A 14,346-nucleotide genomic window follows, 5' to 3' on the forward strand; every position below is an offset into this window, starting at 1 on the left:
GTGGCCGGCCCGGCACCGGACGGCCCGCCGGCCGGCCGCAGCTCGGGAGCCCCGCCGGGAGCCCCGGTGGCGGCGTCGGGGCCGTCGGCCGGCCACCCGTCGGTGGTCGTACGGGGGCCGGTGTCGGCGTCGGCGGTCACGACGGGCTGCCGATCGGGTCGGCGGCAGCGCCGGCGGCGTACCGTTCGCGCAGCGCCCGCTTGTCCACCTTCGCCGACCGGTTCAGGGGCAGCGCGTCGACGAACTCCACCGCACCCGGCGCCCAGGTGTCGCTCAGCTCGGCGGTGACCAGGTCGATCAGCTCCGTCCCGGTCACCGTCGCCCCCGGCGTCGGCACCACGTACGCGTACGGCAGCTCCCCGGCGACGGGGTCGGGCACCCCGATCACCGCCGCCGCCCGCACCTGTGGATGCCCGGCGAGGACGTCCTCGATCGGCCGGGAGTAGATCGGCCAGCTCCGCTGCCGGGTGAGGATGCGGTCCTGCAACCGGTCCACCAGGTAGAGGAAACCGTCGTCGTCGAGGTGTCCGATGTCGCGGGTGCGTACCCAGCCGTCGACCAGCGTCTCGGCGGTCAGCTCGGGCTGGCCGTGGTAGCCGTGGAAGCTGAGTTTCGTCCGCACCCACACCTCGCCGTCCACGTCGGCGGGCAGCACCCGCCCCTCGGCGTCGCGGATCTCCACCGTCACGTCCCCGTACGGCCGGCCGCAGGAACCCAGCCGCTCCGGGTGCGCCGGGTCCTCGGTCAGGCCGGGCTGGGCGCAGATCACCACCGCCTCGCTGAGGCCGTACACGATGCGCAGGCACGGGCCGAACCGGGCGATGGCCTGGCGCAGCCGGGCGGGCGCGGCCGGCCCGGCGCCCACGTTGAACATGAACATGGCGGAGAAGTCCGCGCCGGGCAGGGCCGGGTGGTCGAGCACCTCGTAGAGCATCGGCGGGGTGACGAAGGTGGAGCTGAGCCGTTCGGCGTCCACGGTGGCGATGAACGCGGCCGGGTCCCACTGCTGCCGCAGGAAGAGCATCCCGCCGGTGAACAGGTTGAACAAGGTGGTGATCTGGCCGCTGGCCAGCCACATCGGGGAGTGCGACAGGTGCCGCAGCAGCGGGAAGCCGGCGGCGCGGAAGTCCGCCGCGAGGGCCAGCACCTGCCGGTAGAAGCTCTCCCGGTGGTGCACCAGCTTGGGCGTGCCGGTGGTGCCGCTGGTCTGCAGGAACGACTCCGGGGCCGGCACCTGCGCGGGCAGCTCGACCGGCGGGGCGTCGGCGGTCAGCTCGACGCCCAGCCGCAGCACCGGCACCCCGGGCAGCGACGCGGCGATCTCCCCGCCCAGCCCGTCCGGGGCGTACGCGTGGTGCACGAACACGTCGGGGCGGGCCAGCCGGACGAACTCGTCGATCTCCCGCCGGGAGGTGACCGGGGCAATCCACATGCTGCGGCAGCCGAGCAGGTGCAGGGCGAGCTGGAGCAGCGGGCCCTCCGCCGCGTTGCCGAGCATCACCAGCACCGCCGCGCCGGGGCGTACCCCGTGGCCGGTCAGGGCGTACGCCAGTCCGCGTACCTCGGCGGTGACCTGCGGATAGGTCAGCCGGCGGCCGTCGCCGACCAGCGCCTCCCGGTCGCCGAACCCGGCGAACAGCGCCAGCGCGTCGTGCACGTAGGTGGTGGATCGGTCGGCCCCGTCGGTCATCGCACAGCCCCCAGCTCGATGCGGCGGGTCGCGGGCGGCCCGGTGGGACCCGCCGTGGCGACCGGCCGGGTTGGCGTCCGAGCAGGTCACAGCCCGGCCCGCGACGGGGGTGCGCGCCATGGGCGACCGCACCGCCGCCGCTAGCGAGCCTAGGCCGGCGGCCTCGCCCGGGGACAGAGCCGAACGGCGAGGGGCCGCCCACCATGGACATTTGATCATGTCTATCGGGTTGATTGACGCCTGTCAGACGTCGCGGCTAGGTTTCTGGACCATCGTCCGGGCGGTGCCGTCAATGGGCGCCGGCCCTGGGCGGCCCAACATGGAGGTTCAATGTCGACCCCGAAGAGATGGCAGGTCATAGCGTCCGCGGCCGTGTTGCTGGTCGTGGGCGCCCCGGCGGTGGTGGCCAGCGCCGGTCCGTCCGACTCCGGCACCGGCGGGGCAGCCGCCCGGGCGCAGTGGGCGGGTACGTGGGCCGCGGCGGTCACCCGCGGCAACACCGTCGGGCTGACGAACACCGGCCTGAACAACCAGAGCATCCGGATGACCGTGCGCACCACCGTCGGTGGTGACCGGCTGCGGGTCCGGCTGAGCAACCTCTACGGTGAGCAGGCGGTGCAGGTGGGACACGCCACCGTCGCCCGCCCCAACACCGCCACCCTGACCGACCGGTCGGACATCCTCCCCGGCACCCTGCGGGAGCTGAAGTTCGGCGGGTCCACCTCGGCGACCATGAACAAGGGCGCCGAGCTGCTCAGCGACCCGTTGACCTACCAGGTCGCCGAGCAGGAGGACCTGGTCGTCACCCTGCACTTCCCGGTGCTCACCGGCCCGGTCACGTTCCACGGCCAATCCAAGGTCACCACCTTCATCGGGGCGAACGACCTGACCACCGCCGCCGACGGCGCCGGCTTCACCATCCGCCCGGACTGCTGCTGGATGTTCCTGTCCGGCATCGACGTGCTGCGCCCGGCGAGTCCCGGTGCGGTGGTGGTGCTCAGCGACTCGATCGGGGATGGCAACGGCAGCACCGTCAACGCCAACAAGCGCTGGCCGGAACTGCTCGCCGGGCGACTGGTCGCCGCGCGGCCCGAGGTGCGTACCCCCGGGGTGCTCAACCTGAGCCTGGCCGGCAACCGGCTCAACCACGAGGGCACCGAGCCCGGCGCGGGCGGCTTCCCCGGCTACTACGAGCTGGGCCCGAACGCGCTGGCCCGGCTCAACGAGGACGTCTTCCCGCAGACCGGCGTGAAGACCCTGGTGACCCACCTCGGCATCAACGACATCTGGATGTCCGACGACTCCGCCGACCGGATCATCGCCTCGCTGCGGCAGATCAACAAGCAGGCCAAGGCGCGCGGCCTGCGCAGCCTCGCGGTCACCCTCACCCCGTACGAGGGGCACGGCAACCCGGGGGTGTGGACGCCCGAGAAGGAGACCACCCGGCAGGCGGTGAACACCTGGCTGCGGGGCCCGGGGGCGGCCGAGTTCGACGGGCTGCTCGACTTCGACGCGGTGCTGCGCGACCCGGCCCAGCCGAGCCGGCTGCTGCCCGCGTACGACGCCGGTGACCACATCCACCCGAACGACGCCGGCAACCAGGCGTTGGCGGACGCCGTACCACTTCGACTGCTCGGTCTGTGACACCGGTGGGGCGGCGGGGATGACCCGTCGCCCCCCGGTCATTTCCTGGGGAGGAAGCACCATCGTGGACGTCGACGAGATCCTGTCCGGCCTCTACAGCGAGGCCGGCCGGCAACACCCCTATCCGTGGTACGCGGCCCTGCACGAACACGGGCCGATCAGCGTCATCCCGAACCGTCCGGAGCACAGCACGGTCAGCGCCGTGGCCGTCGGCTACGACCTGGTCGACCAGGTGTTGCGCGACCCGGAGTGGTACAAGCAGGCCCCGCCGGGCTGGCAGGAGCAGGAGATCCTGCGGACCTTCCAGTCGTCGATGATGTTCGTCAACCCGCCCGACCACGGCCGGATGCGCGGCGTGTTCTCCCGTACCTTCACCCCGCGCCGGCTCGGCGCGCTGGAACCGGTGATCATCCGGGTGGTCGACAGCCTGCTGGACCGGATGGCCGACGCCGGCTCCGACGGCTCCGAGGTCGACTTCGTCGCGGACTTCGCCTACCCGGTGCCGGCGCTGGTGATGGCCGAGTTCATCGGCCTGCCCGAGACCGAGCTGGCCTGGTACCGGCAGCGGGTCGACTGGATCGACGAGTTTCTCGACGTGGCCGGCAAGACCCCGCAGCGGCTCGCCCTGGCCAACCAGGCCGCCGAGGAGCTGCGGGCGCTCTACCGGGACCTGATCGCTCACCGCCGTCGCCAGCCGGGTGAGGACCTGATCTCCGGGCTGGTCGAGGCGCTGGACTCCGGCGAGGTCGACCTGACCGAGGAGGAGTTGATCAGCAACCTGATCGTGCTGTTCAACGCCAGCTTCGTCACCACCGTCTACATGTTCAGCAACGGCCTGCCGGTGCTGCTGGGCCACCCGGACACGGTGGCCGCGCTGCCCGGCGACGAGACGCTGGCCCAGGGCTGTGTGGACGAGGTGCTGCGGCTGGAGAGCCCGGTGCACTTCCTGGCCCGCGCCGCGCCCCGGGACACCGTGCTGGGCGGCGTGCCGGTCGCCCGGGACGAGAACGTGCTGCTGATCATCGCCGGGGCCAACCGGGACCCGCGCCGCTTCCCCGGGCCGGACCGGTTCGACCCGCGCCGCGACGGACCCCCGTCGCTGGCCTTCGGCGTCGGCCCGCACTTCTGCCTCGGTTCGGCGGTGTCCCGGTTGGAGGGCCGGCTCGGCCTGCCCCGACTCTTCGCGCGGTTCCCCCGGCTCGCGGTCAGCCAGCCGGCCGACTACAGCGGGAGCCTGTTCCTGCGCGGCATCGACAAGCTCTTCGTCACCACCGGCGGATAGGAGCCGATCCCATGTCCCTCGACCCCCAGGTGGTGGCGTACCGGGCCGCACGGGCCGCCGCCGGCACCCGGCCGCTGTACACCCAGACCCTCGCCGAGGCCCGCGCCGCCGACCTCGCCGCGATCCGGGCCGGCGGCGGCGACGTCGAGCCGGTCCACGAGGTACGCGACACGACCGTCCCCGGCCCCGACGGGGACCTGCGGGTCCGGGTGCACCGGCCGGCCGGCGACGGGCCGCTGCCCACCCTGGTCTACTTCTTCGGCGGCGGCTGGACGTTGGGCAGCGTGGAGACCGCCGACGGGATCTGCCGCCGGCTGGCCAACGCCACCCCCTGCCAGGTGGTGACGGTCGGCTACCGGCTCGCCCCGGAGCACCCGTTCCCGGCGGCCGTGCTGGACTGCCACGCCGCCACCCGGTGGCTGGCCGAGCACGCCGCCGCGCTGCGCGTGGACCCGGACCGGCTGGTGGTGGGCGGGGACAGCGCCGGGGGCAACCTGGCGGCGGCGGTGACCCTGCTGGCCCGCGCCGAGGGCGGCCCCCGGCTGGCCGGGCAACTGCTGGTCTACCCGAACACCGACCAGCGGGCCGCCCCCCGCCCCACCGACGACCAGGATCCGCTGCTGTTCAACAGGCACTCCGTCGACTGGTACCGGGGGCACTACCTGGCCGACCCGGCGGACGCGGCCGACCCGCTGGCCTCGCCGCTGCTCGCCGACGACCTGTCCGGCCTGCCGCCGGCCCTGGTCATCACCGCCGAGCACGACCCGTTGCGCGACGAGGGGGAGCGGTACGCGCAGCGGTTGCGGGAGGCCGGCGTGCCGGTGCGGGCCAGCCGCTACCCCGGCATGATCCACGGGTTCTTCGCCATGCCCGGGGTCTTCGACGCCGGCCGGCGCGCCCAGGACGAGGCCGCCGCCTTCCTCCGGGACGTCTTCGGGCTGCCCACCCCACCGGCCGGCAGCCCGCTCACCGCCACCGTGGGGGACGGGCGGTGACCGTCGGGGAGGTCGACCGGCCGCCGGTCAGCCTGGCCGACTTCGCCGAGCTGGCCCGCCGGGCGCTCCCGGCCGGGGTCTGGGACTTCGTCGGCGGGGGCAGCGGCGTGGAGACCACGCTGGCCGCCAACCGGGCCGCCCTGGACCGGGTCGCCGTGCTGCCCCGGGTGCTGACCGGGGTGGAACGTCCCCGCACCGACGCGCCGCTGCTCGGCCGGGAGCAGTCGATGCCGGTGGCGGTCGCGCCGATGGCGTACCAACGGTTGCTGCACCCGGACGCCGAGCCGGCGCTCGCGGCGGCGGCCGGCGCGGCCGGGGTGCCCTACGTGCTGAGCACGTTGAGCAGCACCCCGGTCGAGGAGGTCACCGCCGCCACCGACGGGCCGGTCTGGTTCCAGCTCTACTGGCTGCGGGACCGGGGGCTGGTCGCCGACCTGCTCGACCGGGCACACGCCGCCGGCTGCGCCGCGTTGATGGTCACCGTCGACGTGCCGGTGCTCGGCCGGCGGCTGCGCGACGTGCGCAACGGCTTCGCGCTGCCACCGGAGGTGACCGCCGCCAACCTGCCCGCGGGCCGGGACGACCTGGCCCACGCCGGCACCCCCGGCGTGTCGGCCATCGCCGCGCACACCGAGGCCGCCTTCGCCCCCGCCCTGACCTGGGCGGATCTGGCCTGGCTGCGGGAACGCACCCGGTTGCCGCTGCTGGTCAAGGGGGTCCTCGACCCGCGCGACGCGGTCCGCGCCGCCGACGTCGGGGTGGACGCGGTGGTGGTCTCCAACCACGGCGGCCGGCAGCTCGACGGGGCCCCGGCCACCGCCACCATGCTGCCCGAGGTGGTCGCGGCCGTCGACGGGCGGGTCGAGGTGCTGCTGGACAGCGGGGTACGGTCCGGCACGGACGTGTTGCGCGCGCTCGCCCTCGGCGCGACCGGGGTGCTGCTCGGCCGCCCGATGCTGTGGGCGCTGGCGGCCGGCGGGCGGGCCGGCGCGCTGGCCGCCCTCGACCTGCTCGCCGTCGAGTTGCGCGACGCGTTGACCCTGACCGGTTGTGCCGACCCGGCGCAGGCCCGGCGGCTGCGTACCCTGACCGGAGGCTGACCCGGTGGAGCATCTGGTGGACCTGGACCTGGCGACCCTGCACCCGGCGGTCGACGACCCGGCGCTGAACTCGATGAACTTCCTCAACGAGGTGTCCCAGCACTGGCCGGACGCGGTGTCGCTGGCGGCCGGGCGGCCGTACGAGGAGTTCTTCGACGACGACGCGCCGGGACGCTGGCTGGACCGGTTCCGCCGGCACCTCGCCGACGACCTCGGGCAGACGCCCGACCAGGTCCGTCGCACCCTGTTCCAGTACGGCCGGACCAAGGGGATCATCCATCACCTGATCGCCCGCAACCTCGCCGTCGACGAGGACGTCCACGTCGACGACGAGGCGGTGGTGGTGACCGTCGGCTGCCAGGAGGCGATGCTGCTGGTGCTGCGGGCGTTGCGGGCCGGCCCGACCGACGTGCTGCTCGCCGTCGCCCCGACGTACGTCGGGTTGACCGGGGCGGCCCGGCTGGTGGACCTGCCGGTGCGGCCGGTGGCCGGTGGCCCGGCCGGGGTGGACCTGGCCGACCTGCGGGCGCAGGCGCGCCGGGCCCGGGACGAGGGGCTGCGGCCCCGGGCCTGCTACGTGATGCCCGACTTCGCCAACCCCTCCGGCACCAGCATCGGCCTGGCCGACCGGCAACGCCTGCTGGACCTGGCCGTCGACGAGGACCTGCTGCTCATCGAGGACAACCCGTACGGGCTGTTCCCGGCCGGGGACGCCGACCGGGTGCCGACGCTCAAGGCGTTGGACACCCGACGGCGGGTGGTCTATCTCGGTTCGTTCGCCAAGACGGTGCTGCCCGGGGCGCGGATCGGCTATCTGGTGGCCGACCAGCGGGTCGGTGGGGCCGACGGTGCGGTGGGGTTGTTCGCCGACCAGCTCGCCAAGATCAAGAGTATGGTCTCGGTGAACACGTCGCCGCTGGCCCAGGCCGTGATCGGCGGGGCGCTGCTGGAGCACGGCTGCTCGCTGGTCGCCGCGAACCGGCGGGAACGGGCGGCGTACACCCGTAACCGGGACCATCTCCTCGCCGGCCTGCGGCGGCGTTTCCCGGCCGGCTCGCCGGTGCGCTGGAACACCCCGGCCGGGGGCTTCTTCGTCGTGGTCACCGTCCCGTTCCCGGTGGACGACGCGCTGCTGCGCCGCTCCGCCGAACGCTACGGGGTGCTCTGGACCCCGATGGCGCACTTCTACGACGACGGCCGTCCGGTCGAGGCGTTGCGGCTGTCGGTCAGCGCCGTCACCCCGGAGCAGATCGACCTCGGACTGGACCGGCTGGCCGCACTGCTCACCGACGAGCTGGCGCACCTTTCCTGACCGGGTGACCGGTACCGCGTGTCGTCGAGCCGCCACCTGCCGTACTGTGCGCCGGATGATCCGGTGGCCATAATGGACGCATGATCGCTTGGGAGTACGCCCTGTTGGTCCGCCGTTACCAGGGACAGGGACGCCAGTTCCACGTCTCGTTCGTCTGGTACGGCCCGGACGGCTCACGCACCGACGTCACGGCCTACGGCGACACCGCCATCGCCCATCTCAACCGGGTCGGTCGGGAGGGCTGGGAGCTGGTCTCCGCCGCCGAGGACGTCAACAACATCCAGGGCAGCACCGAGGTCCACCGCTACCACCTCAAGCGCCCGCTCCCCTGACCACGCCCATCCCCACCCGGCCCCCGGCTGTCCCCGGTCGGGGTCGGCGGGGTGGTGCGGGTCGGTGATCAAGAGGTTCGGGTCACCGGTGAAGGGTTTCGTGACCCGAACCTCTTGATCACCGCGAGAGGGCGAAGCGGGGGAGGGGAGGGCGCGGGTCAGGTCAGGTCGACGGTGGGGTAGAGGGGGAAGCCGGCGAGCAGGTCGGTGGCCTGCTTGCCGACCTGGTCGGCGACCGCCGGGTCGAGCACGTACTTGGCCTTCGACGGGGTGCCGTCGGCGTTGGCCCCCGGCGTGGTCTGGCTCAGCACGGTGTGGATCAGTTCGGCGGTGGCGTCCATCTCGGCGGTGCCGAGGCCCCGGGTGGTCAGCGCGGGCGTGCCGATCCGGATGCCGGAGGTGTACCAGGCACCGTTGCGGTCCTGCGGGACGGCGTTGCGGTTGGTGACGATGCCCGAGTCGAGCAGCGCCTGCTCGGCCTGCCGGCCGGTCAGCCCGTGGCCGGAGACGTCGAGCAGCACCAGGTGGTTGTCGGTGCCGCCGGTGACCAGGGTGGTGCCCCGGCGCAGCAGCCCCTCGGCGAGGGCCTGCGCGTTGTCGACGATCCGCTGCGCGTAGTCGGCGAAGTCGGGCCGCCGCGCCTCGGCCAGCGCGACCGCCTTGGCCGCCATCACGTGCGGCAGCGGGCCGCCGAGCACCATCGGGCAGCCCCGGTCGACCTGGTCGGCCAGTTCCGGACCGCAGAGCACCATGCCGCCGCGCGGGCCGCGCAGCGACTTGTGGGTGGTGGTGGTGACGATGTGCGCGTGCGGCACCGGGTCGAAGTCGCCGGTGAAGACCTTCCCGGCGACCAGGCCGGCGAAGTGCGCCATGTCGACCATGAAGGTCGCGCCGACCGAGTCGGCGATCTCCCGCATGATCCGGAAGTTCACCTTCCGGGGGTACGCCGAGTAGCCGGCGACCAGGATCAGCGGCTTGAACTCGCGGGCCGCCTCGGCCACCCGGTCGTAGTCGATCAGGCCGGTGGCCGGGTCGGTGCCGTAGCTGCGCTGGTCGAACATCTTGCCGGAGATGTTCGGCCGGAAACCGTGGGTGAGGTGGCCGCCGGCGTCCAGCGACATGCCCAGCATCCGCTGGTTGCCCAGCTCGCGGCGCAGCGCGAACCAGTCCGCCTCGGTCAGGTCGTTGACCTGGCGTACCTGGGCCTTCTTCAGCGCCGGGGACTCGACCCGGTCGGCCAGGATCGCCCAGAAGGCGACCAGGTTGGCGTCGATGCCGGAGTGCGGCTGCACGTACGCGTGGCTGGCCCCGAACAGTTCCTTGGCGTGCTCGGCGGCGAGCGCCTCGACGGTGTCGACGTTCTGGCAGCCGGCGTAGAAGCGGCGGCCGACGGTGCCCTCGGCGTACTTGTCGCTGAACCAGTTGCCCATGGTCAGCAGGGTCGCCGGGGAGGCGTAGTTCTCGCTGGCGATCAGCTTCAGCGACTCACGCTGGTCGGCCAGTTCCGCGCCGATGGCGTCGGCCACCCGGGGTTCGACCGCCCGGATCACCTCGAGGGCGCTGCGGAAGGCGGTGGACTCGGCGTTGCGCGACATGCGACCTCCAGGTGACGTGCGGAAGGCCCAGGCGCTCGGCGTGCGTCCTCATGACGGGGCCGCTTCCCGATGGTGCTCCATCCCCACGCGCCAGTCACGGCCCGCCGACGATCCTACCGGGTGGGCCGGCGGTGGCGTCCGGAGCACCTCCGGCGGGCAGGATTGGCCGGCCCGATCCGGGGCAATACAGGCAGTAGGGACATTCGGGCGGACGAGCCCCGACCGAGGAGAGGACCAGTCAGATGAGCGCACCCACCACCCGACGACCGCTGGCCGTCGTCACCGGCGCGTCCAGCGGCATCGGGTACGAGCTGGCCGGCCAGTTCGTCCGGCACGGCTACGACGTGGTGATCGCCGCCGAGGACGCCGGCATCACCGGGGCGGCCGACCACCTGCGCCGCGACGGCCAGGTCGAGATCCGCGCCGTCCAGGTCGACCTGGCGACCTACGACGGGGTGACGGCGCTGGTCGAGGCGGTGGACGCGACCGGCCGGCCGGTGGACGCGCTGGCGGTCAACGCCGGACGCGGCGCGGGCGGGGCGTTCGTCGGCGGCACCGACCTGCGCGACGAACTGAACGTCATCGACGTCAACGTGACCTCCACCGTGCACCTGGCCAAGCGGATGCTGCCGGCGATGGTCGAACGGGGCGCCGGCCGGGTGCTGTTCACGTCGTCGATCGTGGCCGCCATCCCCGGCCCGTACCAGGCGGTCTACAACGCCTCCAAGTCCTTCGTGCAGTCCTTCGCCGAGGCGCTGCGCGACGAGTTGAGGGAGACCGGGGTGACGGTGACCACCCTGCTGCCCGGCCCGACCGAGACGAAGTTCTTCGATCGTGCCGAGATGGGCGACACCAAGGTCGGCGCGGACGACAAGGACGACCCGGCGACGGTGGCCGCGCAGGGCTTCGCGGCGATGATGAAGGGCGAGGAGAAGGTGGTCGGCGGTTCGCTGAAGAACAAGGTCCAGGCGGTGGCGGCCCGGCTCACGCCGGACCGGCTGATGGCCGGGCAGCACCGTCGGATGGCCGAACCCGGCTCCGCCGACTGACCCCGGCCGGGGGCGCTCCCGCGTGCCGCACGCCGGGGACCCTTCTGCGTACGATCGGCGGATGCTGGGGGAGGACACCGAGGGCAGTCTGGTCGCGATCAGCGACCTGCACGTCGGGTACGCGGAGAACCGTGCCCTGGTCGAGGCGCTACGGCCCACCTCGCCACGGGACTGGCTGATCGTCGCCGGTGACGTGGCGGACACCGTCGCCGACATCGAGTGGGCGCTCGGCCTGCTCGCCGAACGATTCGACACCGTCATCTGGGCACCCGGCAACCACGAGCTGTGGACCCCGCCGGCCGACCCGGTGACCCTGCGCGGGGTGGACCGCTACGAGTTGCTGGTGCGGCGGTGCCGGGAACTGGGCGTGGTCACCCCCGAGGACGACTACCGGGTGTGGCGGGGGCCGGGCGGCCCGGCGCTGGTGGCCCCCCTGTTCCTGCTCTACGACTACAGCTGGCGACCGCCCGGGTTCGACACCCGGGAGGCGGCGCTGGCCGAGGCGTACCGGACCGGGATCGTCTGCACCGACGAGTTCCTGCTGCACCCCGACCCGTACCCGAGCCGGCAGCAGTGGTGCGAAGCCCGGCTGGAGGCGACCGCCCGCCGGTTGGCGGCCCGCGATCCGGAACTGCCCACCGTGCTGGTCAACCACTGGCCGCTGGACCGCCACCCGACCGAGGTGCTGCGCTACCCGATCTTCGCCCAGTGGTGCGGTACGCAGGCCACCGCCGACTGGCACCGCCGGTTCGCCGCCACCACGGTGGTCTACGGGCACCTGCACATTCCGCGTACCACCTGGAAGGACGGGGTGCGGTTCGAGGAGGTCTCGGTGGGCTACCCCCGGGAGTGGCGGCAGCGCAGCGTGGCCCCCGGGCGGGTGCGGCAGATCCTGCCCGTGCCCACGGGCGCACCGCCGACCCTCTGGTGAACCACCGGCTCAGCCGGCGTCGAGGCGGGTGAGCAGCGCGTCGGTCACCGTGCCGAGGCGGCGGGCGGCGGCCGGATCGAGCGTCCCGGTCGACAGGGGCACGGGTCTACCCCGGTCGCTGGCGGTCAGGGCCTCCGACGGCGGAGTGTCGATCCACTCCACGACGGGGCGGATCGACTTCCCGACCGGCCTGGCGACGACCGACGCCGCCCGGATCACCCCACGGATCGCCGCCGGCATGGTGGACAGGTCGCCGCTGCGGGTGAAGCCGGGGTGGTAGAGCACATACCGCGCCCGGGAGCCGGACCGCTCCGCAAAGTCCACCCCGAGCAGGTCGTTCGCCCGGCCGGCCTGCAACTGTGCGTCGACCATGCCGTACCGCCGGGCGAGCTGGAGGTCGTCCCAGTGGATCGAGCCCCTGGTGACGCCGACGCCGGCCACGTTGACGACGACCGGCCGCTCGGCGGCGTCGAGCTGTTCGCGCAGACCGTGGCTGAGCAGGTAGCGGCTCAGGTAGTACAGCGCGAAGGTCTGCTCCAGGCCCTCGTCGGTGACCACCCGCCGGGGCGACTGCCGGTTGGCGAACAGGGCCAGGGCGTCCACCTTCGGCCACCGACCCCTGATGGTGTCGATGACCCTGCGGGTCTCCGCCACCGAGCGGAGGTCCGCCTGGAGGAAGTGCACCCGGCCGGAGAGCGCCCGCACGGCCAGCCCCTTCGCCGGGTTGCTGCCGATGGCGACGACCTCGTCGCCACGGCGGATCCGGGCTTCCAGGGTCGCCCGGCCCATGCCGTCGGTGCCGCCGCTGATGACGGTGACCCGCATGCCACCCCTTCCCGTCGCCCGGTGGCCCCCGTTCGGCACCGGACGTCGACCTCGGACCACGACCGGCACAATCCTCTGCGGAGGCCGGCGACAGCGGAAGAAGGCAGTGTCATGTCCGTACCGAACACGGATGTTCGTTCCCTGGTGGCGGCGGCCCTGCCGACGCCCGTCCCGGCCGACGAGTACGACGGCTGCCCGGTCACCGGGCTGCTGCGGCTGCTCAGCGACAAGTGGTCGATGCTGGTGCTGGTCCTGTTGGGCCGTCAGCCGTACCGCTTCAACGAGCTGCACCGGGCCATCGACGGGATCAGCCAACGCATGCTGACCCGCACCCTGCGCGGTCTGGAGTCGGCCGGCCTGGTGCTGCGCGAGGTCCACCCCACCGTCCCGCCCAGCGTCGAGTACCGGCTCACCCCGCTCGGGCAGAGCCTGCTCGGCCCGCTGTCCCAGCTCGCCGACTGGGCGGTCCGCAACGAGGCCGCGCTCGCCGCCGGCCGGCACCCGGCCACCGCTGCCACGTCGACCGGTCCACGCTGACCGCGTCCAGGCCGTCGCCGGGGTCGCGGCCGAGCAGGTGCCGGGCCTCGGTGAGGTTCGGGGTCAGCACCACCTTCCGGTCCGCGCCGACCAGCAGGTCCGGGTCGTGGCTGAGCGCGCCCAGCGCGTACGCGTCGAAGACCAGAGCCGTGCGCGGGCCGGCGGCCGACAGCACCAGGCGCAGCAGCGCGCGGGTCTGGTCGATGTCGTTGAGGCCCGGCCCGACGGTGACCACGTCGGCCCGCTCTACCAGGTCGCCGAGCCGGTCGCCCGGGTCGCCGGCGACCGCGCCGTCGGCGGTCTCCGGCAGGCCGATCACCATCGCCTCGGGCACCTGGATGCTCAGCGCGGCGGCGGTGGACTCGGCGGCGGCGAGTTGCAGCACCCCCGCCCCGGCGCGCAGCGCGGCCACCCCGGCCAGCAGCACCCGCCGCCCCGGGTGGTCGCGGCGCAGGTCACCGAGGAGGGTACGCAGCCGCAGCGCCACGTCGGTCCAGGATTCGCCGCCCGGCGGCCGGTAGTAGAACTTGCCGAGCCGCTGCCGCCGGGCCGCCTCGTCGGGGTACCGGCGGGCCACCCCGTGCCCGGTCAACCCGTCGAGGATGCCCAGCTCGCGGTCACGCAACCGCTCGTCGACGCCGGCCGGGATTCCGGTGCCGGCCAGTGCCAGTTCCGCCGTCCGCACCGCCCGCAGGTACGGCGAGACGACCGCCACGTCGGGACGCTGGTCCGCCGGCAGGCCGGCCAGCCACCGGGCGGTCGCCCGCGCCTGCTCCTCACCGGTGTCCGACAGCGGAACGTCGGCGTCGCGGTGGGTCAGGTCGATCAGCTCGATCCCGGCCGCCTCGGCCGCCGACGCCGCGACGTTCGCCGTGCTCTCCCCGTGCCGGACGATCCACAGCGCCCCCAGTTCCGCCATGTCCCCATGCCTACCCCCGCCCCCACCCCGGTAACCCCGCCCCGCTCCCGGCCCCGGGTCCCGGGGGCCCACCCCGACCCTGGCTCCCAAGTAGCGCTATCCACATCCTCGGGTTACCGCTGTTGCGCCGACACG

The 14,346-nt window shown here is 73.6% G+C and carries 12 protein-coding genes, 1 pseudogene and 1 riboswitch; of the genes and pseudogenes, 9 read left to right on the forward strand and 4 right to left on the reverse strand.

Annotated features, from left to right (window positions below):
* Positions 1 to 136: 136 nt before the first annotated feature.
* On the reverse strand, positions 137 to 1,690 hold the full coding sequence (locus H1A17_RS24095) for a class I adenylate-forming enzyme family protein (RefSeq protein ID WP_194822957.1): 1,554 nt from the start codon (positions 1,688 to 1,690) through the stop codon (positions 137 to 139).
* Between the two features lie 357 nt (positions 1,691 to 2,047).
* Between H1A17_RS24095 and H1A17_RS24100 the strand changes: the two genes are divergently transcribed.
* From H1A17_RS24100 to H1A17_RS24125, 6 genes are all read left to right on the forward strand, one after another.
* A complete protein-coding gene (locus H1A17_RS24100) occupies positions 2,048 to 3,334 on the forward strand; it encodes an SGNH/GDSL hydrolase family protein (protein WP_194822967.1) in 1,287 nt (428 codons plus the stop codon).
* A gap of 61 nt (positions 3,335 to 3,395) precedes the next feature.
* Complete coding sequence (locus H1A17_RS24105; protein ID WP_240762996.1) at positions 3,396 to 4,616, forward strand: cytochrome P450; 1,221 nt, start codon at positions 3,396 to 3,398, stop codon at positions 4,614 to 4,616.
* An 11-nt stretch (positions 4,617 to 4,627) separates the two neighbouring features.
* Positions 4,628 to 5,611, forward strand: coding sequence for an alpha/beta hydrolase (locus tag H1A17_RS24110; protein ID WP_194822958.1), 984 nt, complete (start codon positions 4,628 to 4,630; stop codon positions 5,609 to 5,611).
* Complete coding sequence (locus H1A17_RS24115; protein ID WP_194822959.1) at positions 5,608 to 6,711, forward strand: alpha-hydroxy acid oxidase; 1,104 nt, start codon at positions 5,608 to 5,610, stop codon at positions 6,709 to 6,711. The genes H1A17_RS24110 and H1A17_RS24115 overlap by 4 nt, the downstream gene beginning before the upstream one ends.
* 4 nt (positions 6,712 to 6,715) lie before the next feature.
* Positions 6,716 to 8,023 (forward strand): PLP-dependent aminotransferase family protein, encoded by a 1,308-nt coding sequence (locus H1A17_RS24120; protein WP_309236845.1) that lies wholly within the window; start codon positions 6,716 to 6,718, stop codon positions 8,021 to 8,023.
* Positions 8,024 to 8,103: 80 nt separating this feature from the next.
* On the forward strand, positions 8,104 to 8,355 hold the full coding sequence (locus H1A17_RS24125) for a hypothetical protein (RefSeq protein WP_089003913.1): 252 nt from the start codon (positions 8,104 to 8,106) through the stop codon (positions 8,353 to 8,355).
* Positions 8,356 to 8,513: 158 nt separating this feature from the next.
* On the opposite strand, the gene H1A17_RS24130 is transcribed toward H1A17_RS24125, so the two are convergent.
* Positions 8,514 to 9,950: a glycine hydroxymethyltransferase gene (locus H1A17_RS24130; protein WP_145919816.1), complete on the reverse strand. Its 1,437-nt coding sequence runs from the start codon at positions 9,948 to 9,950 to the stop codon at positions 8,514 to 8,516.
* An 18-nt stretch (positions 9,951 to 9,968) separates the two neighbouring features.
* A riboswitch (ZMP/ZTP riboswitch) is annotated at positions 9,969 to 10,058 on the reverse strand.
* A 134-nt stretch (positions 10,059 to 10,192) separates the two neighbouring features.
* On the opposite strand from H1A17_RS24130, the gene H1A17_RS24135 reads away from it, so the two are divergent.
* Both H1A17_RS24135 and H1A17_RS24140 read left to right on the forward strand, forming a co-directional pair.
* On the forward strand, positions 10,193 to 10,999 hold the full coding sequence (locus H1A17_RS24135; protein WP_145919817.1) for an SDR family oxidoreductase: 807 nt from the start codon (positions 10,193 to 10,195) through the stop codon (positions 10,997 to 10,999).
* Positions 11,000 to 11,060: 61 nt separating this feature from the next.
* The gene (locus H1A17_RS24140) at positions 11,061 to 11,930 is read left to right on the forward strand and encodes a metallophosphoesterase (RefSeq protein ID WP_145919818.1); all 870 of its coding nucleotides are present in this window, start codon (positions 11,061 to 11,063) and stop codon (positions 11,928 to 11,930) included.
* 9 nt (positions 11,931 to 11,939) lie between these two features.
* On the opposite strand, the gene H1A17_RS24145 is transcribed toward H1A17_RS24140, so the two are convergent.
* Entirely contained in the window at positions 11,940 to 12,755 is an 816-nt protein-coding gene (locus H1A17_RS24145) for an SDR family NAD(P)-dependent oxidoreductase (RefSeq protein ID WP_194822960.1), read from the reverse strand.
* Between the two features lie 111 nt (positions 12,756 to 12,866).
* On the opposite strand from H1A17_RS24145, the gene H1A17_RS24150 reads away from it, so the two are divergent.
* Entirely contained in the window at positions 12,867 to 13,292 is a 426-nt protein-coding gene (locus H1A17_RS24150; RefSeq protein ID WP_145919820.1) for a helix-turn-helix domain-containing protein, read from the forward strand.
* A 34-nt stretch (positions 13,293 to 13,326) separates the two neighbouring features.
* Here the strand turns inward: H1A17_RS24150 and H1A17_RS34720 are convergent.
* Positions 13,327 to 14,211 (reverse strand): annotated as a pseudogene (locus H1A17_RS34720) (histidine phosphatase family protein); the annotation flags it as partial.
* Positions 14,212 to 14,346 lie beyond the last annotated feature (135 nt).

Origin of the sequence: Micromonospora sp. S-DT3-3-22 (assembly GCF_015354745.1) — a bacterium.
In the GTDB taxonomy this organism is placed as follows: Bacteria; Actinomycetota; Actinomycetes; order Mycobacteriales; family Micromonosporaceae; genus Micromonospora; species Micromonospora wenchangensis.

What these genes read in the sequence shown, in the direction of transcription:
- H1A17_RS24095 (WP_194822957.1), bottom strand. Translation starts at nt 1,690, where the DNA reads ATGACCGACGGGGCCGACCGATCCACCACCTACGTGCACGACGCGCTG.
- H1A17_RS24110 (WP_194822958.1), top strand. Translation starts at nt 4,628, where the DNA reads ATGTCCCTCGACCCCCAGGTGGTGGCGTACCGGGCCGCACGGGCCGCC.
- H1A17_RS24125 (WP_089003913.1), top strand. Translation starts at nt 8,104, where the DNA reads ATGATCGCTTGGGAGTACGCCCTGTTGGTCCGCCGTTACCAGGGACAG.
- H1A17_RS24130 (WP_145919816.1), bottom strand. Translation starts at nt 9,950, where the DNA reads ATGTCGCGCAACGCCGAGTCCACCGCCTTCCGCAGCGCCCTCGAGGTG.
- H1A17_RS24135 (WP_145919817.1), top strand. Translation starts at nt 10,193, where the DNA reads ATGAGCGCACCCACCACCCGACGACCGCTGGCCGTCGTCACCGGCGCG.
- H1A17_RS24140 (WP_145919818.1), top strand. Translation starts at nt 11,061, where the DNA reads ATGCTGGGGGAGGACACCGAGGGCAGTCTGGTCGCGATCAGCGACCTG.
- H1A17_RS24145 (WP_194822960.1), bottom strand. Translation starts at nt 12,755, where the DNA reads ATGCGGGTCACCGTCATCAGCGGCGGCACCGACGGCATGGGCCGGGCG.
- H1A17_RS24150 (WP_145919820.1), top strand. Translation starts at nt 12,867, where the DNA reads ATGTCCGTACCGAACACGGATGTTCGTTCCCTGGTGGCGGCGGCCCTG.